Raw genomic sequence first — 18,104 nt, forward strand, 5'->3', positions numbered from 1 at the left:
GTTCCTGACCAAGCGGTCAACAAATTCGCAAGTACCTCAAAGGGCCGCTGCCACCCCTCTCGGATCCGGCCCTGGAAATAAAAATAAAACTCTTGAGGAGTACTCGCTGTGGAAAGCCGCAAATCCGAAGCACCGACGCTGGAAATCTCGCCGCCATTACGCAATGGCTTGCTGGAACGTCTGTTCAAACTCAGCTTGCACGGCACCACGGTGAAGACCGAGCTGATTGCCGGTCTGACAACCTTCATCACCATGGCTTACATCATTTTCGTCAACCCCAACATCATGGCCGACGCCGGGATCGATCACGGGGCGGCGTTCGTCGCCACCTGTATCGCCGCGGCACTCGGTTGCCTGTTGATGGGCCTGTACGCCAACTGGCCGGTCGGCCTGGCACCAGGCATGGGGCTGAACGCCTTCTTCACCTACACCGTGGTTGGCACCATGGGCTACAACTGGGAAACCGCCCTCGGCGCGGTGTTTGTGTCCGGTGTGTTGTTCATGATCCTGACCTTCTCGCGGATCCGCGAATGGCTGCTCAACAGCATCCCGGTCAGCCTGCGCTTCGCCATGGGCGCCGGCGTGGGTCTGTTCCTGGGGCTGATCGGCCTGAAAACCGCAGGTATCGTCGTCGATAGCCCGGCGACCCTGATCAAGCTCGGCTCCCTGCGCGAACCCGGTCCGCTGCTCGCCGCCGTGTGCTTCCTGATGATCGCCATCCTCAGCTATCACAAGGTGTTCGGCGCGATCCTCATCAGCATCATCACCGTGACCCTCGCCGGTTGGGGCCTTGGGCTGGTGCACTACGAGGGCATCATGTCCGCCCCACCGAGCCTGGCTCCGACCTGGATGGCCATGAACGTTGTGGGTGTATTCAACATCAGCATGGTCAGCGTGGTCCTGGCCTTCCTCTTCGTGCACATGTTCGACACCGCAGGCACCCTGATGGGCGTTGCCCAGCGTGCCAACCTGGTGGGCGCTGATGGCAGGATCGAAAACCTCTCCCGCGCCATGAAAGCCGACAGTGCTTCCAGCGTATTCGGTGCGGTAGTCGGCGTTCCGCCGGTCACCAGCTACGTGGAAAGTGCTGCCGGTGTCGCAGCGGGTGGTCGGACTGGTCTTACCGCAGTGACCGTAGGTGTGCTATTTATTGCAGCCATGTTCTTCGCACCGCTGGCCGGCATGATCCCTGCCTATGCAACCGCGGGTGCGCTGATTTATGTAGCGATGCTGATGATGGGCGGCATGGCCCACATCGAATGGGACGAAGCCACCGACAGTATTCCGGCGATCGTTACCGCAATCATGATGCCGCTGACCTTCTCGGTCGCCGACGGCATCGCACTGGGCTTCATCACCTATGTGGCGATGAAGGCCGGTACCGGCAAGTACAAGGAAATTTCGGTGAGCCTGTGGGTGCTCTGCGCGATCTTCATCGCCAAGTTCATCTTCTTGTAAACCACACGCGGTACACGCTTGAAAACAGCCTCACCCCGTCGGGTGGGGCTTTTGTGCAAATGGAGGAAAGTGATGAGTCTGGAAACCTGGCTGCTGTTCAGCGGCGCTGCGCTGATAGTGATCCTGATCCCGGGGCCGCTGTCGTTGCTGATGATCAGCAACAGTCTGAATTACGGCTTGCGCCGCTCTTACCCGGCCTTTCTCGGCGGCGTGTCGGCATCGATCTGCCTGCTGAGTGCTTCGGCGCTGGGCCTGGGGGCGTTGTTGCTGGCGTCGGAACAGCTGTTCAGTGCCCTGAAGATTCTTGGCGCCCTTTACCTGTTCTACCTCGCCTGGCAGAGCTGGCAGCAATCGCGCCTGCCTTCCCATGGCGCGGAAGTGCCACAGGCCGCGCCGGTGCCACGCTTTCGCGCACTGTTCGGGCGTGCGTTCATGCTGGGCGCAAGCAACCCGAAAGACATCCTGTTCTTCGCCGCTTTCCTGCCGCAGTTCTTGAGTGCCGAACAGCCGTTCCTGCCACAACTGCTGGTGATGATCGTGACCTGGACCGTGCTCGACCTGCTGTGCAAATTGGCCTACGGCCTCAGCGCCCATGGTGCGGCACGGTATCTGCGCAGCGGCAAGGGCCAGAGCTGGTTCAACAGGATCAGTGCGGGGTTGTTCAGTGGTGCGGGGGCTGCATCGTTGTTGAGCCGATAACAGTTGTAGGGGCGAGCTTGCTCGCGATGGACGTTAACGATGACGTGGGCCATCTGAATGCCCGCGTTGTCTGGGCCTCCATCGCGAGCAATCGAGCGTCGACCGGCTGCTCCTACAGAAGACGAAAAAAAGCCCGCAGTGTGAGCGGGCGAAAGACCAAAGAAGCTATATGCGCAGTCGCTTCCAGGTTGCAGCAGCTGCCTGGGGGATCAGCTGCCGCGATAGGTGGAGTAGCTGTAAGGCGAAATCAACAACGGCACATGGTAGTGATCCTGCTCGGCGGAGATGCCAAAACGCAGCACCACCACATCAAGGAATGCAGGCTCCGGCAGCTGAACGCCACGGGCGCGGTAGTAATCGCCGGCATGAAACTGAACCTGATAGACCCCGGTGCGGTAGTCATCGCCTTGCAGCAGCGGTGCATCGACACGGCCATCGCTGTTGGTTATCGCGCTGGCGACCAATTCCAGGTGCGATCCTTCAACGCGGTACAACTCGACCTTGATCGAGCTGCCCGGGCAACCGTGTGCTGCGTCCAAAACGTGTGTAGTCAAACGTCCCATTGATTCTGCGCGCCTGCCTGCGTGGAGCAGTCAGACTTCGCGCCTCCCGAAGTCAGTTGAAAAGGAGACCGCACCGATTCGGAGCACGAAAAGCTGCGGCGAGCGACTAATTAAGACACTTTTCAAAAAAATTGTACACAATAAAAACGACATTTTTCGTATGGCGTCCGCCATCTGCATATTTACCGCCGATTTCCCGCCAAACCGCACAGTCTATGAACCCTTCAATCAATAATTGACCAGTCAGGCAGATTTCTTGCAGGCTCACGCCAATAGCAGTAAAAGATGACAGTCGGTGAAAAATGCGAAAAATCAGGCTTACAAAGTGAATATAAAGTTGTATACAATCAGCCCATCGCTGTGACGCAAGCCCGCCATCCCATTTTCAGCTGCGTCACACCAACCGTCATCATCGAATAAGAAGGAAGCCTGCAGTGAGCGCTGACTACCCACGCGACCTGGTCGGTTACGGCAGTAACCCTCCTCACCCCCACTGGCCGGGCAATGCCCGTATTGCCCTGTCGTTCGTACTCAATTACGAAGAAGGCGGCGAGCGCAACATCCTGCACGGCGACAAAGAATCCGAAGCGTTCCTCTCGGAAATGGTTTCAGCCCAGCCGCTGCAAGGCGCGCGCAACATGAGCATGGAATCCCTCTACGAGTATGGCAGCCGTGCCGGCGTGTGGCGGATCCTGAAGCTGTTCAAGGAATTCGACATTCCACTGACCATCTTCGCCGTGGCCATGGCCGCCCAGCGTCACCCGGACGTAATCCGCGCCATGGTCGATGCCGGCCACGAGATCTGCAGCCATGGCTATCGCTGGATCGACTACCAGTACATGGACGAAGCCCAGGAACGCGAGCACATGCTCGAAGCGATCCGCATCCTTACCGAAATCACAGGCACTCGCCCGCTGGGCTGGTACACCGGCCGCACGGGTCCGAACACCCGTCGCCTGGTGATGGAAGAAGGTGGTTTCCTCTACGACTGCGACACCTACGACGACGACCTGCCCTACTGGGAACCGAACAACCCGACCGGCAAGCCGCACCTGGTGATCCCGTACACCCTGGACACCAACGACATGCGCTTCACCCAGGTCCAGGGTTTCAACAAGGGCGACGACTTCTTCGAATACCTGAAAGATGCGTTCGACGTGCTCTACGCCGAAGGCGCCGAGGCTCCGAAGATGCTGTCGATCGGCCTGCACTGCCGCCTGATCGGCCGTCCGGCGCGTCTGGCTTCACTCAAGCGCTTTATCGAATACGCTAAAAGTCATGAACAGGTGTGGTTCAGCCGTCGCGTCGACATCGCGCGTCACTGGCAAGAAACCCACCCGTACACAGGGGCTGCCAAATGAGCACCTTTCAAACCGTCAAACCTTCGGCCCTGAGCCGCGACGCCTTCGTCGCCGCTTTCGCCGACATCTACGAACATTCGCCATGGGTGGCCGAGAAGGCCTACGACCTGGGCCAGGATGCCTCGATCGATGAGATCGAAACCCTGCACCAGCGCATGAGCGACATCCTGTTGAGCGCCGATCACACCAGTCAGCTGGCATTGATCAACGCTCACCCGGACCTGGCCGGCAAAGCCGCCGTCCAGGGCCAACTTACCGAAGCCAGCACCAATGAACAGGCTGGCGCCGGTATTCACCAATGCACGGCCGAAGAGTTTTCTCGCTTCACCGAGCTGAACGACGCCTACAAAGCCAAGTTCAAGTTTCCCTTCATCATGGCGGTAAAAGGCAGCAACCGGCATCAGATCCTCGCAGCGTTCGAAACGCGCATCCACAACCCGGTCGACACCGAGTTCAAGTGCGCGCTGGCGGAGATCAACAAGATCGCCCTGTTCCGATTACTGACCCTATAGCAAGCCTGGCCCCAGCGGATTCAAGAACGCCGAAACCGCCCGGGGGCCTGGCAAGTATCCCAAGCCACTTATTTAAAGGCAGACAAGAAGAATGAAAGCTTACGCCGTACCTTTCGAGAAGTTCGTCAACCTGGCCGATGCCCGCCTGGGCACCAAAATCATCTCGGTCACCGATGACTGGTTCGCAGACGCCAACCGTCTGTTCCAACCGACCCCGGCCGTATGGAAGGAGGGCGTGTTCGATGACAACGGCAAGTGGATGGACGGCTGGGAATCGCGCCGCAAGCGCTTCGAAGGCTTCGACAGCGCAGTGATCCGCCTGGGCGTACCGGGTTCGATCAAGGGCGTCGACATCGACACTTCATTCTTCACCGGCAACTTCCCGCCATCGGCGTCCCTGGAAGCCTGCTTCCTGACCGAAGGCGAGCCGAACGAAAACACCCAGTGGGTTGAAGTGCTGTCGGCCGTCGAGCTGCAAGGCAACAGCCACCACTACCACGAAATCAACAACGACCAGGCCTTCAGCCACCTGCGCTTCAACATCTACCCGGATGGCGGCGTGGCCCGTCTGCGCGTGTACGGCGTGCCGTTCCGTGATTGGTCGGCTACCGGTGACAACGAGCAAGTCGACCTGGCTGCAGCCCTTAACGGTGGTCGCGCCCTCGCCTGCTCCGATGAACACTTCGGTCGCATGAGTAACATCCTCAACCCGGGCCGTGGCATCAACATGGGCGATGGCTGGGAAACCGCGCGTCGTCGTACCCCGGGCAATGACTGGGTCATCGTCGCGCTGGGTCATGCCGGCGAAGTCGAGAAAGTCATCGTCGACACCCTGCACTTCAAAGGCAACTACCCGGACAGCTGCTCGATCCAGGGCGCGTTCGTGAAGGGCGGTACCGACAGCCAGATCGAAACCCAGTCGCTGTTCTGGCGCGAACTGCTGCCAAGCCAGAAGCTGGAAATGCACGCCGAACACACCTTCGCCGAGCAGATTAAGGCACTGGGCCCGATCACCCACATCCGCCTGAACGTGTTCCCGGATGGTGGTGTGAGCCGCCTGCGCGTTTTGGGCAAGGTCGCTAAATAAGCGGTGGGACCAATCGCGAGCAAGCTCGCTCCCACAGGTTTTGTGAACGCCACAGTCCACTGTGGGAGCGAGCTTGCTCGCGATGGCGATAGAACTAACAACACAGAATTCGGATAAGAACAGCATGCGCACACTGACGATTGAACCGCTGACCAAAGAAGCCTTCGCCCCTTTCGGTGACGTGATCGAAACCGACGGCAGCGATCACTTCATGATCAACAACGGTTCGACCATGCGCTTCCATAAACTGGCTGTGGTCGAAACCGCTAAGCCAGAGGACAACGCGATCATCAGCATCTTCCGCGCCGATGCGCAGGACATGCCGCTGACCGTCAGCATGCTGGAACGCCATCCGCTGGGCAGCCAGGCTTTCATTCCGCTGCTCGGCAACCCCTTTCTGATCGTGGTCGCGCCACTTGGCGATGAACCTGTATCAGGCTTGGTCCGCGCCTTCGTCACCAACGGCAGGCAGGGCATTAATTACCATCGCGGCGTCTGGCACCACCCGGTGCTGACGATCGAAAAGCGGGATGACTTCCTGGTGGTTGATCGCAGTGGCACAGGCAATAACTGCGATGAGCATTTTTTCAAAGAGGATGAGCGTTTGATCCTCGCCCCCCACCAATAAGAGAAGGTCTGATCACTCGACAACAGAGTGACAGGCGAGAGGTAAAGACTGTGGAAGCACATCTGTTGGAATGGCTGAACCTGAGCGTGCGCTGGGTTCACATGATTACTGGCGTGGCCTGGATCGGTGCGTCGTTCTACTTCGTCTGGCTGGAAAACAACCTCAATCGGGTCAATCCGAAAAGCGGTCTGGCCGGTGATTTGTGGGCGATCCACGGCGGCGGTATCTATCACCTGGAAAAATACAAACTGGCTCCACCGACCATGCCGGACAACCTGCACTGGTTCAAATGGGAAGCCTACTTCACCTGGATGTCGGGTATCGCGCTGCTGTGCGTGGTGTTCTACTCCAACCCGACGCTCTACCTGCTGGCTCCGGGCAGCACCCTGAGCGGTCCTGAAGGCGTGGCCATCGGCCTCGGCTCGCTGTTCATCGGTTGGTTCATCTACTCCTTCCTGTGCGACTCGGCCCTGGGCAAACGCCCTGCCCTGTTGGGTTTCATCCTGTTCGTCCTGATCATCGGCGCTGCCTACGGCTTCAGCAAAGTGTTCAGCGGTCGGGGTGCGTACCTTCACGTCGGCGCGATCATCGGCACCATCATGGTCGGCAACGTGTTCCGCATCATCATGCCGGCACAGCGCGCACTGGTTGCGGCGATTGCCGAGAACCGCACGCCGGATCCGGCGCTGCCGGCCAAAGGCCTGTTGCGTTCGCGTCACAACAACTACTTCACCTTGCCGGTGCTGTTCATCATGATCAGCAACCACTTCCCGAGCACCTACGGCAGCCAGTACAACTGGTTGATCCTGGCCGGGATCGCGGTACTGGCGGTGTTGGTGCGTCACTACTTCAACACCCGTCACGACAGCCACAAGTTTGCCTGGACCCTGCCGGTGGCAGCGGTGGGCATGATCTGCCTGGCTTATGTGTCCGGTCCGAAGCCGATGTCCAGCGCCCCAGAAGTGGCCAACGCTCCAGCGAAAATCGAATACCAGCCGCTGCCGGAAACCGCAGTGGGCGGTGGTTTGAAACCTGCTGAAGCCAAACCTGCACAAGCACCTGCTGCCGCTCCGGCTCAGGCATCCAATGCCGGCCCGGGTTTCGACAAGGTGCACAGCGTGATTCAGGAACGTTGCACGGTTTGCCACTCGGCGAAGCCAACCAGCCCGTTGTTCAGCGCGGCACCGGCCGGTGTGATGCTGGACACTCCCGAGCAGATCCGCCAGAACGCACCGCGGATTCAGGCGCAAGCCGTCACCAGCCAGATCATGCCACTGGGCAACATCACGCAGATGACTCAGCAGGAACGTGACCTGATCGGTGCCTGGATTGTGCAGGGAGCCCAGACCAATTAATCGCTAAAAGCTTCGCGGGCAAGCTCGCTCCCACAGGTTTTGCATGGCCTGTGTGGGAGCTGGCTTGCCTGCGATTGGCCGCAACGCGGTCCACCAGATTCGAATACAGCTGCCAGCAGCACTGCAGCTGTAAATCACAAGAATAAAAAGATCCGAGGTGTTGCATGTCCGAGCTATCCGAAGCGCGCATCCCCGACGCACCCGCCATTCAGCGTTTGCCCCTCTTGCAACTGATCCTGGTCGGTTTGCAACATGTTCTGCTGATGTACGGTGGTGCCATCGCGGTACCGCTGATCATCGGACAGGCCGCTGGCCTGAGTCGTGAAGAAATCGCCTTCCTGATCAACGCCGACCTGTTGGTGGCGGGTATCGCCACCATCGTCCAGTCCCTCGGCATCGGCCCCATGGGCATTCGCATGCCGGTGATGATGGGCGCCAGTTTCGCCGCCGTCGGCAGCATGGTCGCCATGGCCGGCATGCCCGGTATCGGCCTGCAAGGGATCTTCGGCGCGACCATCGCCGCCGGGTTCTTCGGCATGATCATCGCCCCGTTCATGTCCAAAGTCGTACGCTTCTTCCCGCCGCTGGTGACCGGCACAGTCATCACCTCGATCGGTTTGTCGCTGTTCCCCGTGGCTGTGAACTGGGCCGGCGGCGGTGCCAGCGCCACTCAATTCGGTTCACCGATTTACCTGACCATCGCCGCACTGGTACTGGGCACCATCTTGCTGGTGCATCGCTTCATGCGCGGTTTCTGGGTCAATATTTCCGTGCTGATCGGCATGTGCCTGGGCTATGTGCTCTGCGGCCTGCTCGGCATGGTCGACCTCAGCGGCATGGCTCAGGCTCCATGGCTGCAATTCGTCACTCCGCTGCACTTCGGCATGCCCAAATTCGAACTCGCGCCGATCCTGTCGATGTGTCTGGTGGTAGTGATCATCTTCGTCGAGTCCACCGGGATGTTCCTGGCGCTGGGCAAGATCACCGGCCAGGAAGTCTGTCCACGGATGCTGCGTCGAGGCTTGTTGTGCGATGCCGGCGCTTCGTTCTTCGCCGGCTTCTTCAACACCTTCACCCACTCCTCCTTCGCCCAGAATATCGGCCTGGTACAGATGACCGGCGTGCGTTGCCGTTCGGTGACCATCGTTGCCGGCGGACTGCTGATCGTCCTGAGCCTGCTGCCCAAAGCCGCGTTTTTGGTGGCGTCGATTCCTCCGGCAGTACTGGGCGGCGCAGCGATTGCGATGTTCGGCATGGTCGCCGCCACCGGAATCAAGATTCTCCAGGAGGCCGACATCGGTGACCGTCGCAACCAGTTGCTGGTGGCGGTGAGCATCGGCATGGGTCTGATCCCGGTTGTACGCCCGGAGTTTTTCGCCCACCTGCCCGTGTGGATGAGCCCGATCACCCACAGCGGCATCGCCATGGCCACCCTCAGCGCGCTGACGCTGAACCTGCTGTTCAACATCCTTGGTGGCGCCGAACGCGCGGCCATCAACGACTGCCACGCTCACACGCATTAACCCGGAAACACACGCCCCCCTGTAGGAGCGAGCCTGCTCGCGATGAACCCGAGAACACCGCGTTTATCCAGATAACACGCGTAATCGTTGACGACCATCGCGAGCAGGCTCGCTCCTACAGGGTAAGGGTTTCCTGCGCCTTAAAATAAAAACAAGAGGGAGCAACAGATGATTCGGACACAAACCAACCTGCTGTTGGGTGCTGGCCTGCTGGCCGCGAGTCAGGCCATGGCCGGCGATCTGCTGCTGTGGCAGACCAACAGCCTGAGCTATCTGTATGGCAAGAACTTCGCGATCAACCCGGCGATCCAGCAGACGATAACCTTCGAACACGCCGACCGCTGGAAGTACGGCGACAACTTCATGTTCATCGACAGCACCTACTACAACGGCGAGAAAGACCGAAACAAAGGCGTTCATGCCTATTACGGCGAGTTCAGCCCACGCCTCTCCTTCGGCAAGATCCTCGACCGCCGTTTCGAATTCGGCCCGATCAAGGACGTGCTGCTGGCCATGACCTACGAGAACGGCGAAGACGACACCGAGGCCTACCTGATCGGTCCCGGTTTCGACCTGGCGGTACCGGGTTTCAACTTTTTTACCCTGAACTTCTATTACCGCCAGACCGAAGGCTCGCGCCCTGGCGATGATGTCTGGCAAATCAGCCCGGCCTGGTCCTACACCCTGCCACTGGGCAACTCGAACCTGTTGATCGACGGCTACATCGACTGGGTGGTGGATAACGACCAGAACGCCCGCGGCACCTATCACGCCAACCTGCACTTCAACCCGCAGATCAAATACGACCTGGGCAAAGCCCTGGGCTGGCGCGAGAAACAGGTGTATGTCGGCACCGAATACAGCTACTGGAAAGACAAATACGGCGTCCAGGACAGCTCCCGTTTCAACACCAATGAAAACACCGCCAGCCTGCTGGTAAAGGTGCACTTCTGATGCTGCTCCGCAACCGTGCCCAAAACCTGCCGTCGGTGCGCCGTTGCGGAGCACTTGAGACCTGGCCGAGGAGTCAGTATTCTCCGCGGCCGCCCGAATCCGGTTTAAAAAAAAGCCCGGATGTAAAACCTGACCAGAAAGCCAACTTATCCCGGCTCTGGCAGGCACCAAGGCACTCCAAAACCCCTCTCAATCGACCGCTCTTGAGCCGTCGAACGGGAGTTTTTTTGCTTTTTGAAAGCCTTGGCTCAGCTCTTGCTAACAGCATTAAAGCTGACCGAATGGATGATTTTTTACCGCTACAGAAAAAGGCGCCACACCAGAGCGCCGACCTTAAAAAAATAACGTGGAACCACCTACTTTTTGGGAGCAACCGAATGAAACGTACGTGCACTAGCCTGATGCTGGCGGGATCGATGCTGGCCGGGGGCCAGGCCATGGCCGGCGATTTGCTGCAGTGGCAAAACAACAGCCTGACCTATCTGTATGGCAAGGACTTCCAGGTCAACCCGCGCATCCAGCAGACGGTGACCTTCGAACACGCCGATGCCTGGAAGTACGGCGACAACTTCTTCTTCATCGACAAAATCTTCTACAACGGCAAGGAAGACCATTTCGCGGGTGAAAACACTCACTACGGCGAATTCCAGCCACGCCTGTCGTTCGGCAAGATCTTTGACCAGAAGCTGGAGTTCGGCCCGATCAAGGACGTGCTGCTGGCCATGACGTATGAGTTCGGCGAAGACGACACCGAGTCGTACCTGGTCGGTCCTGGTTTCGACCTGGCCATTCCTGGTTTCGATTACTTCCAGTTGAACTTCTATAATCGTCACACCGAGGGTGGCCGTCCGGGTGACGATGTCTGGCAGATCACTCCGGTCTGGTCCTACACCATTCCGGTGGGTGGCTCGGACGTCCTGATCGACGGCTTCATGGACTGGGTGGTAGACAACGACGTCAACAGCAAAGGCGAGTACCACGCCAACCTGCACTTCAACCCGCAGGTCAAATACGACCTGGGCAAGGCGTTGAATCTGGGTGCCAAGCAGCTGTACGTCGGTGTCGAGTATGACTACTGGAAAAACAAATACGGTATCGAAGACAGCGAGGGCTTCAAGACCGATCAGAGCGTGACCAGCTTCCTGGTCAAGGTTCACTTCTGATCTGAACACCTCCTGTAGGAGCGAGCCCGCTCGCGATGGTCGTGAACGATAACGCTGGGGTCCTGATACCCCGCGGTGTCCTTTCGTCCATCGCGAGCGGGCTCGCTCCTACATCTCAAGCCGAAACCAAAGACTCCCCAATTCCAAGAAACCGGCACAACTCCCCGCGCTTGGCCAACGCATCCCGCCGCCCCAGTTCAATCAACTCGCTGCAATACCCCGCCTCGAACAGCAGGTAGCTCAAAACCCCCGCCCCGCTGGTCTTGGTCGCCCCCGGCCCGCGCAGAAACAGGCGCAATGCCGCCGGCAATTCCTGGCGATGACGCGCGGCAATCTCATCGATCGGCTGGCTCGGTGAAATCACCAACACGTCCACCGGCGCCACGCCCAAAGCGCGGGTGGGTGTACCGTCGGGCATCAGGTGACTGAACTGGTTCAGGCGCTGCAACAGCTCGATGTCGCTTTCCAGGCTGTCAATGAACGTACTGTTGAGCATGTGCCCGCCGATCTGCGCCAGGGACGGCTGCTGACCGGTGTAGCTACGCAACAAGGGTTGTCGCGGGTCAATCCCGCGGGGGTTGCCACTGACGCCCACCACCAGCACCCGACTGGCACCCAGATGCAACGCCGGACTGATCGGCGCCGACTGACGCACCGCGCCATCACCGAAATACTCTTCGCCGATTTTCACCGGGGCGAACAGCAGCGGGATGGCCGAACTGGCGAGCAGGTGTTCAACGGATAACCGGGTGGGAACACCGATACGCCGATGGCGCAACCAGGCATCGATCTTGCCGCCGCCCTCATAGAAGGTGACGGCCTGGCCGGACTCATAGCCGAACGCGGTAACCGCCACCGCATGCAATTGCTTCTGTGCGATCGCTTCGGCGATGCCACCCATATGCAGCTTGTCGTTGAGCAAATCCCGCAACGGAGAACTGTTGAGCAGCGCCACCGGAACCTGGGCACCGATGCCGAGCAAACTGTGGCTGACAAAACGGCTGGCCTGGCGGACCACCCCGGGCCAGTCGCTGCGCAACACCAGATGACTGCGAAAGCCCTGCCAGAATGCCGTCAGGCGTTCGATGGCGTTACGAAAGTCCATCGCCCCGCTGGCGAGGCTGACGGCGTTGATCGCGCCCGCCGAGGTGCCGACGATCACCGGGAACGGATTGCGGCCCCCCGGCGGCAGCAATTCGGCAATCGCCGCCAGCACCCCGACCTGATAGGCCGCCCGAGCCCCGCCACCGGAAAGAATCAACCCTGTAACCGGTTCGCCTGGACTCATGCACAACTCTCCATGGTGCTTGATGGGATTTCGTTGTTTCAACCTGTTCCCTTGCTCGCGATGGTTGTGAAAACGCCGCGGGGGTCAGGTGTCCCGCGTTATCGTTGGCCACCATCGCGAGCGTGCTCGCTCCTACACGCGCTTGGCGTACAGCTTGGGCTCGCCCGGTGGACGGCTCTTGAAGCGGCGATGGGCCCACAGGTATTGCTCGGGATGCTCGCGCAGAACGCTTTCAATCCATTGGTTGATGCGCAGGCAGTCGGCCTCCTCGGTTTCGCCGGGGAAGCCTTCGAGCGGCGCATGGATCACCAGGCGATATCCGCTGCCGTCCGCCAGACGTTCCTGGGTGAACGGCACCACCAGCGCCTTGCCCAGCCGCGCAAACTTGCTCGTGGCGGTGACGGTCGCGGCCTGAATGCCGAACAGCGGCACGAAAATGCTTTGCTTGGCGCCGTAGTCCTGATCCGGTGCGTACCAGATCGCCCGGCCCGCGCGCAGCAGTTTGAGCATGCCGCGCACGTCTTCGCGTTCCACCGCCAGCGAATCGAGGTTGTGCCGCTCGCGGCCCTGGCGCTGGATGTAGTCGAACAGCGGATTCTTGTGCTCGCGGTACATGCCGTCGATGGTGTGCTGTTGACCGAGCAACGCCGCGCCGATTTCCAGCGTCGTGAAGTGCAGGGCCATCAGGATCACGCCCTTGCCCTCACGCTGAGCCTGCTGCAAATGCTCCAGCCCTTCGATATGAGCAAGATTTGCCAGGCGCTTGCGCGACCACCACCAGCTCATCGCCATCTCAAAGAATGCGATGCCGGTGGAGGCGAAGTTTTCCTTGAGCAGGCGTTTGCGTTCGGCGGCGGTTTTTTCAGGAAAACACAGTTCCAGATTGCGCTTGGCAATGCGCCGTCTGTCGCCGGCTACCCGATACATCAATGCGCCCAGTGCGCGACCGATCCACAGCAGTGCCGGGTACGGCAGCTGGACGATCAGCCACAACAGCCCCAGGCCACACCACAGTGGCCAGAAACGTGGAGATAGAAATGCTTTTCGAAAACGCGGGCGGTCCATTAATGCTTCCGGAATGACAATGGCCGCGCATTCTACATCGTTCGACCCGGCTTGCGGCCCGCGGGCGTTCTCGTTATAAGTCTCGGCACTTTTAGTGACAAGTCGTTGTATGCCGACCATGAGCCAAACCGAACCGCAAGACCAAGATCCCGTGTTCCAGTTGAAGGGCAGCATGCTGGCCATTACGGTGCTGGAACTGGCCCGTAACGACCTCGAAAGCCTTGATCGGCAACTGGCCGCCAAGGTCGCCCAGGCGCCCAACTTCTTCAGCAACGCGCCACTGGTACTGGCCCTGGACAAACTCCCGGCCAACGGAGGCGCGGTCGATCTGCCAGGGCTGATGCGCGTCTGCCGCCAGCATGGCCTGCGTACCCTGGCGATCCGCGCGAGCCGCATCGAAGACATTGCCGCCGCCATCGCGGTCGACCTGCCGGTACTGCCACCGTCCGGTGCCCGGGAGCGTCCACTGGACCTGACCGAAGGCGAACCGAAGAAAAAACCGGAAAAACCGCCCGAGCCGACCATCAAGCCGACGAAAATCATCACCTCGCCGGTACGCGGTGGCCAGCAGATTTATGCCCAGGGCAGCGATCTGGTGGTGATCTCCTCGGTAAGCCCGGGAGCGGAACTTCTCGCCGATGGCAACATCCATGTATACGGCCCGATGCGTGGTCGCGTGTTGGCCGGCGTCAAGGGCGACACCAAGGCGCGGATTTTCTGTCAGCAAATGAGTGCTGAACTGATTTCCATCGCCGGGCATTACAAGGTTTCCGAAGATCTGCGCCGCGACCCGCTATGGGGTTCGGGTGTGCAGGTCAGCCTGTCCGGCGACGTGTTGAACATCATTCGGCTTTAACGGATACTGCCGCATTTTCCAAGCATCTCTAAAACGTAGCGAAAACGGCTCAAACGAAGTAGGAAAAAGGCCGAAAGCAGTGTTTACCGGGGGTAAACGCCGCTCAAAACCGGATTCCAGCCAAGGCTGTCCGACTGCAGTAGTTTTTCAGGAGATGTTTTTCAGGGACTGAAAAGTCCTTTTTCCTTAGGGGTGAAACACCTTGGCCAAGATTCTCGTGGTTACATCCGGCAAGGGTGGTGTGGGTAAGACCACCACCAGCGCCGCTATCGGTACCGGCCTCGCTCTGCGCGGCCACAAAACAGTGATCGTCGACTTCGACGTGGGCTTGCGCAACCTCGACCTGATCATGGGTTGCGAGCGCCGCGTGGTGTATGACTTCGTCAACGTGGTCAACGGCGAAGCCAACCTGCAACAGGCTCTGATCAAAGACAAGCGCCTGGAAAACCTCTACGTGCTGGCCGCCAGCCAGACCCGCGACAAAGACGCGCTGACCGTCGAAGGCGTGGAAAAGGTCCTGATGCAACTCAAGGAAGACTTTGAGTTCGTGGTCTGCGACTCCCCGGCAGGCATCGAGAAAGGCGCACACCTGGCCATGTACTTCGCCGATGAAGCGATCGTCGTGACCAACCCGGAAGTCTCCTCGGTACGTGACTCCGACCGCATGCTCGGCCTGCTGGCCAGCAAGTCCCGTCGCGCCGAACGCGGCGAAGACCCGATCAAGGAACACCTGCTGATTACCCGTTATCACCCGGAACGTGTGAGCAAAGGCGAAATGCTCGGCGTAGAAGACGTCAAGGACATCCTTTCGGTGACCCTGCTCGGCGTGATCCCTGAATCCCAGGCGGTGCTCAAGGCATCCAACCAGGGTGTTCCGGTGATTCTCGACGACCAGAGCGATGCCGGCCAGGCCTACAGCGATACCGTTGACCGCCTGCTGGGCAAGGTCGTGGATCATCGATTCCTTGATGTACAGAAGAAGGGATTCTTCGAGCGCCTGTTTGGAGGCAACTAAGCAATGAACCTTTTTGACTTCTTTCGTGCCAACAAAAAGCAAAGCACCGCGTCGGTAGCGAAAGAGCGTCTACAGATCATCGTGGCGCACGAACGCGGCCAACGCAGTACCCCGGACTACCTGCCAGCCTTGCAGAAGGAACTGGTGGAGGTGATCCGCAAGTACGTCAATATCGGGTCCGATGACGTGCACGTCGCACTGGAAAGCCAGGGCAGCTGCTCGATTCTGGAACTCAATATCACCCTGCCAGATCGCTGAGTCGATCCGGCTGGAGCCACGGCGGCTCAGGCTTTCACGGCCCTTTGTGTAGGAGCGAGCCTGCTCGCGATGTAGTGTCAGTCGACTTCGATGTAGCTGACACACCATCGCGAGCAGGCTCGCTCCTACAAGGACAGCGAAAGCCTGGGCCGCCGTTGGCGTTTGTTACGAGGCTGTTTTAATGCCGCTGTCCAACATCCACATCATCCATCAGGATGCCGCCGTACTGGTGGTGAACAAACCGACCCTGTTGCTCTCTGTCCCTGGCCGGGCCGATGACAACAAGGACTGCCTGATTACCCGCCTGCAGGAAAACGGCTACCCGGAAGCGCGAATTGTCCATCGCCTGGACTGGGAGACTTCCGGCATCATCCTGCTGGCCCGCGACCCGGACACCCATCGCGAACTGTCCCGGCAATTTCACGACCGCGAAACCGAAAAGGCCTACACCGCCCTGTGCTGGGGTCAGCCGGAACTGGACAGCGGCAGCATCGACCTGCCCTTGCGCTACGACCCGCCGACCAAGCCACGCCACGTGGTCGACCATGAGTTCGGCAAACACGCACTGACCTTCTGGCGAGTGCTGGAGCGTTGCGGCGACTGGTGCCGCGTTGAGCTGACACCGATCACCGGCCGCTCCCACCAGTTGCGCGTGCACATGCTCTCGATTGGTCATCCGCTGCTGGGTGACGGGCTCTATGCCCATGAGCAGGCGCTGGCGGCTTGGCCGCGCCTGTGTCTGCACGCGAGCATGCTCAGCTTCACCCATCCGCAAAGTGGCGAACGCCTGCGCTTCGAGTGCCCGGCACCGTTCTGAACGCAACGCACTCCCCCCTGTAGGAGCGAGCTTGCTCGCGATGGTCGTCAACGATAACGCGGGAAGCCTGGCGCCCCGCGGCGTTCTTGGGATCATCGCGAGCAAGCTCGCTCCTACAGGGGGGGGGGGCGCCACTCCACCCGCACGCCACCGCCAATTCCCTGACCAATACGTTAAACTGGCGCCACTGCTGTCTGGAGCTACTTTATGCGCGAAGAGTTGAACCAAGGCCTGATCGATTTCCTCAAGGCCTCCCCTACCCCGTTCCATGCCACCGCCAGCCTTGTTCAGCGTCTGGAAGCGGCGGGCTACCAACGCCTCGACGAGCGCGAGCCGTGGAATACCGAAGCCAACGGTCGCTACTACGTCACCCGCAACGACTCTTCGATTGTCGCGATCAAGATGGGCCGCCATTCACCGCTGCACGGCGGTATTCGCCTGGTCGGCGCCCACACCGACAGCCCGTGCCTGCGCGTCAAGCCGCAACCGGAACTGCAACGCCAGGGCTTCTGGCAACTGGGCGTTGAAGTCTATGGCGGCGCGCTGCTGGCGCCGTGGTTCGACCGCGACCTGTCCCTGGCGGGCCGCGTAACCTTCCGTCGTGATGGCAAGGTCGAGAGCCAGTTGATCGACTTCAAGGCACCGGTCGCGATCATTCCGAACCTGGCGATTCACCTCAACCGCGAAGCCAACATGGGCTGGGCAATCAACGCCCAGACCGAACTGCCGCCGATCCTCGCGCAATTTGCCGGTGACGAGCGCGTGGACTTCCGCGCGGTGCTCACCGATCAACTCGCCCGTGAACACGGCCTGAACGCGGACGTGGTGCTCGATTACGAGCTGAGCTTCTACGACACCCAAAGCGCTGCGGTCATTGGCCTGCATGGCGACTTCATCGCCGGCGCGCGCCTGGACAACCTGCTGTCGTGCTACGCCGGCCTGCAAGCGCTGTTGACGGCCGACACCGACGAAACCTGCGTGCTGGTCTGCAACGACCACGAAGAAGTCGGTTCCTGCTCGGCCTGCGGTGCCGACGGCCCGATGCTTGAGCAAACCTTGCGTCGCTTGCTGCCTGAAGGTGATGAATTCGTACGCACCATTCAGAAATCCCTGCTGGTTTCGGCTGACAACGCCCACGGCGTGCATCCGAACTACGCCGACAAGCACGATGCCAACCACGGCCCGAAACTCAACGCCGGCCCGGTGATCAAGGTCAACAGCAACCAGCGCTACGCCACCAACAGCGAAACCGCCGGGTTCTTCCGTCACCTGTGCATGGCTGAAGAGGTGCCGGTGCAAAGCTTCGTAGTGCGCAGCGACATGGGCTGTGGTTCGACCATCGGCCCGATCACCGCCAGCCACCTGGGCGTGCGCACCGTGGATATCGGCTTGCCGACGTTCGCCATGCACTCGATCCGCGAACTGTGCGGCAGCCATGACCTGGCGCACCTGGTCAAGGTGCTGAACGCGTTCTACGCCTGCCGCGAATTGCCGTAAACCCC

General features: G+C 59.9%; 18 protein-coding genes. 15 read left to right on the top strand and 3 right to left on the bottom strand.

Features of this window, described 5'->3' with window-relative positions; translation table 11 throughout:
- Window positions 1-108 precede the first annotated feature (108 nt).
- Both J4D25_RS06580 and J4D25_RS06585 read left to right on the top strand, forming a co-directional pair.
- Window positions 109-1,458, top strand: coding sequence for an NCS2 family permease (locus J4D25_RS06580; protein WP_057715756.1), 1,350 nt, complete (start codon window positions 109-111; stop codon window positions 1,456-1,458).
- A 72-nt stretch (window positions 1,459-1,530) separates the two neighbouring features.
- A complete protein-coding gene (locus J4D25_RS06585) occupies window positions 1,531-2,157 on the top strand; it encodes a LysE family translocator (protein ID WP_057715757.1) in 627 nt (208 codons plus the stop codon).
- Between the two features lie 209 nt (window positions 2,158-2,366).
- Here the strand turns inward: J4D25_RS06585 and uraH are convergent, their stop codons facing one another.
- Window positions 2,367-2,720, bottom strand: coding sequence for a hydroxyisourate hydrolase (gene uraH, locus J4D25_RS06590; RefSeq protein ID WP_003223171.1), 354 nt, complete (start codon window positions 2,718-2,720; stop codon window positions 2,367-2,369).
- Window positions 2,721-3,154: 434 nt separating this feature from the next.
- Here uraH and puuE point away from each other — a divergent pair, with 434 nt between their 5' ends.
- From puuE to J4D25_RS06630, 8 genes are all read left to right on the top strand, one after another.
- Entirely contained in the window at window positions 3,155-4,081 is a 927-nt protein-coding gene (puuE, locus tag J4D25_RS06595) for an allantoinase PuuE (protein ID WP_057715758.1), read from the top strand.
- A complete protein-coding gene (uraD, locus tag J4D25_RS06600; RefSeq protein ID WP_057715759.1) occupies window positions 4,078-4,593 on the top strand; it encodes a 2-oxo-4-hydroxy-4-carboxy-5-ureidoimidazoline decarboxylase in 516 nt (171 codons plus the stop codon). The genes puuE and uraD overlap by 4 nt, the downstream gene beginning before the upstream one ends.
- A gap of 91 nt (window positions 4,594-4,684) precedes the next feature.
- Window positions 4,685-5,680, top strand: a complete 996-nt coding sequence (gene alc / locus J4D25_RS06605) for an allantoicase (protein WP_057715760.1) — start codon at window positions 4,685-4,687, stop codon at window positions 5,678-5,680.
- A gap of 124 nt (window positions 5,681-5,804) precedes the next feature.
- Window positions 5,805-6,308: an ureidoglycolate lyase gene (locus J4D25_RS06610; RefSeq protein ID WP_007993087.1), complete on the top strand. Its 504-nt coding sequence runs from the start codon at window positions 5,805-5,807 to the stop codon at window positions 6,306-6,308.
- Window positions 6,309-6,358: 50 nt separating this feature from the next.
- Window positions 6,359-7,663 carry a urate hydroxylase PuuD gene (locus J4D25_RS06615; RefSeq protein WP_057715761.1) on the top strand — a complete coding sequence of 435 codons (1,305 nt, stop codon included), beginning with the start codon at window positions 6,359-6,361 and terminating at the stop codon, window positions 7,661-7,663.
- Between the two features lie 164 nt (window positions 7,664-7,827).
- Window positions 7,828-9,186 (top strand): nucleobase:cation symporter-2 family protein, encoded by a 1,359-nt coding sequence (locus J4D25_RS06620; RefSeq protein WP_057715762.1) that lies wholly within the window; start codon window positions 7,828-7,830, stop codon window positions 9,184-9,186.
- A 168-nt stretch (window positions 9,187-9,354) separates the two neighbouring features.
- Window positions 9,355-10,140, top strand: a complete 786-nt coding sequence (locus tag J4D25_RS06625) for an outer membrane protein OmpK (protein ID WP_057715763.1) — start codon at window positions 9,355-9,357, stop codon at window positions 10,138-10,140.
- 377 nt (window positions 10,141-10,517) lie between these two features.
- Window positions 10,518-11,303 (top strand): outer membrane protein OmpK, encoded by a 786-nt coding sequence (locus J4D25_RS06630; protein WP_057715764.1) that lies wholly within the window; start codon window positions 10,518-10,520, stop codon window positions 11,301-11,303.
- Window positions 11,304-11,418: 115 nt separating this feature from the next.
- Here J4D25_RS06630 and J4D25_RS06635 read toward each other — a convergent pair whose 3' ends face one another.
- Together J4D25_RS06635 and J4D25_RS06640 are read right to left on the bottom strand one after the other, a co-directional pair.
- Complete coding sequence (locus J4D25_RS06635) at window positions 11,419-12,591, bottom strand: patatin-like phospholipase family protein (protein WP_057715765.1); 1,173 nt, start codon at window positions 12,589-12,591, stop codon at window positions 11,419-11,421.
- Between the two features lie 132 nt (window positions 12,592-12,723).
- Window positions 12,724-13,656, bottom strand: coding sequence for a lipid A biosynthesis lauroyl acyltransferase (locus J4D25_RS06640; RefSeq protein WP_057715766.1), 933 nt, complete (start codon window positions 13,654-13,656; stop codon window positions 12,724-12,726).
- 118 nt (window positions 13,657-13,774) lie between these two features.
- Here J4D25_RS06640 and minC point away from each other — a divergent pair, with 118 nt between their 5' ends.
- The 5 genes from minC (at window position 13,775) to J4D25_RS06665 (ending at window position 18,099) form a co-directional block, all read left to right on the top strand.
- A complete protein-coding gene (gene minC, locus J4D25_RS06645) occupies window positions 13,775-14,512 on the top strand; it encodes a septum site-determining protein MinC (protein WP_057716648.1) in 738 nt (245 codons plus the stop codon).
- Between the two features lie 202 nt (window positions 14,513-14,714).
- Window positions 14,715-15,527: a septum site-determining protein MinD gene (minD, locus tag J4D25_RS06650; protein ID WP_057715767.1), complete on the top strand. Its 813-nt coding sequence runs from the start codon at window positions 14,715-14,717 to the stop codon at window positions 15,525-15,527.
- A 3-nt stretch (window positions 15,528-15,530) separates the two neighbouring features.
- Window positions 15,531-15,785, top strand: coding sequence for a cell division topological specificity factor MinE (gene minE, locus J4D25_RS06655; RefSeq protein WP_007974947.1), 255 nt, complete (start codon window positions 15,531-15,533; stop codon window positions 15,783-15,785).
- A gap of 181 nt (window positions 15,786-15,966) precedes the next feature.
- Window positions 15,967-16,602 (top strand): RluA family pseudouridine synthase, encoded by a 636-nt coding sequence (locus tag J4D25_RS06660; RefSeq protein ID WP_046037585.1) that lies wholly within the window; start codon window positions 15,967-15,969, stop codon window positions 16,600-16,602.
- Window positions 16,603-16,809: 207 nt separating this feature from the next.
- Window positions 16,810-18,099 (top strand): M18 family aminopeptidase, encoded by a 1,290-nt coding sequence (locus J4D25_RS06665; RefSeq protein ID WP_057715768.1) that lies wholly within the window; start codon window positions 16,810-16,812, stop codon window positions 18,097-18,099.
- The last annotated feature ends 5 nt before the right edge of the window (window positions 18,100-18,104 follow it).

It is taken from the genome of Pseudomonas sp. GW456-L13 (assembly GCF_017350115.1).
GTDB classification, from domain to species: domain Bacteria; phylum Pseudomonadota; class Gammaproteobacteria; order Pseudomonadales; family Pseudomonadaceae; genus Aquipseudomonas; species Aquipseudomonas jessenii.

Excerpts from the sequence above, each read along its gene's own strand:
- J4D25_RS06585 (WP_057715757.1), top strand. The coding sequence starts at position 1,531 with ATGAGTCTGGAAACCTGGCTGCTGTTCAGCGGCGCTGCGCTGATAGTG.
- minC (WP_057716648.1), top strand. The coding sequence starts at position 13,775 with ATGAGCCAAACCGAACCGCAAGACCAAGATCCCGTGTTCCAGTTGAAG.
- J4D25_RS06625 (WP_057715763.1), top strand. The coding sequence starts at position 9,355 with ATGATTCGGACACAAACCAACCTGCTGTTGGGTGCTGGCCTGCTGGCC.
- J4D25_RS06610 (WP_007993087.1), top strand. The coding sequence starts at position 5,805 with ATGCGCACACTGACGATTGAACCGCTGACCAAAGAAGCCTTCGCCCCT.
- J4D25_RS06665 (WP_057715768.1), top strand. The coding sequence starts at position 16,810 with ATGCGCGAAGAGTTGAACCAAGGCCTGATCGATTTCCTCAAGGCCTCC.
- J4D25_RS06635 (WP_057715765.1), bottom strand. The coding sequence starts at position 12,591 with ATGAGTCCAGGCGAACCGGTTACAGGGTTGATTCTTTCCGGTGGCGGG.
- uraH (WP_003223171.1), bottom strand. The coding sequence starts at position 2,720 with ATGGGACGTTTGACTACACACGTTTTGGACGCAGCACACGGTTGCCCG.
- alc (WP_057715760.1), top strand. The coding sequence starts at position 4,685 with ATGAAAGCTTACGCCGTACCTTTCGAGAAGTTCGTCAACCTGGCCGAT.
- J4D25_RS06620 (WP_057715762.1), top strand. The coding sequence starts at position 7,828 with ATGTCCGAGCTATCCGAAGCGCGCATCCCCGACGCACCCGCCATTCAG.
- J4D25_RS06660 (WP_046037585.1), top strand. The coding sequence starts at position 15,967 with ATGCCGCTGTCCAACATCCACATCATCCATCAGGATGCCGCCGTACTG.
- minE (WP_007974947.1), top strand. The coding sequence starts at position 15,531 with ATGAACCTTTTTGACTTCTTTCGTGCCAACAAAAAGCAAAGCACCGCG.
- uraD (WP_057715759.1), top strand. The coding sequence starts at position 4,078 with ATGAGCACCTTTCAAACCGTCAAACCTTCGGCCCTGAGCCGCGACGCC.
- J4D25_RS06630 (WP_057715764.1), top strand. The coding sequence starts at position 10,518 with ATGAAACGTACGTGCACTAGCCTGATGCTGGCGGGATCGATGCTGGCC.
- J4D25_RS06640 (WP_057715766.1), bottom strand. The coding sequence starts at position 13,656 with ATGGACCGCCCGCGTTTTCGAAAAGCATTTCTATCTCCACGTTTCTGG.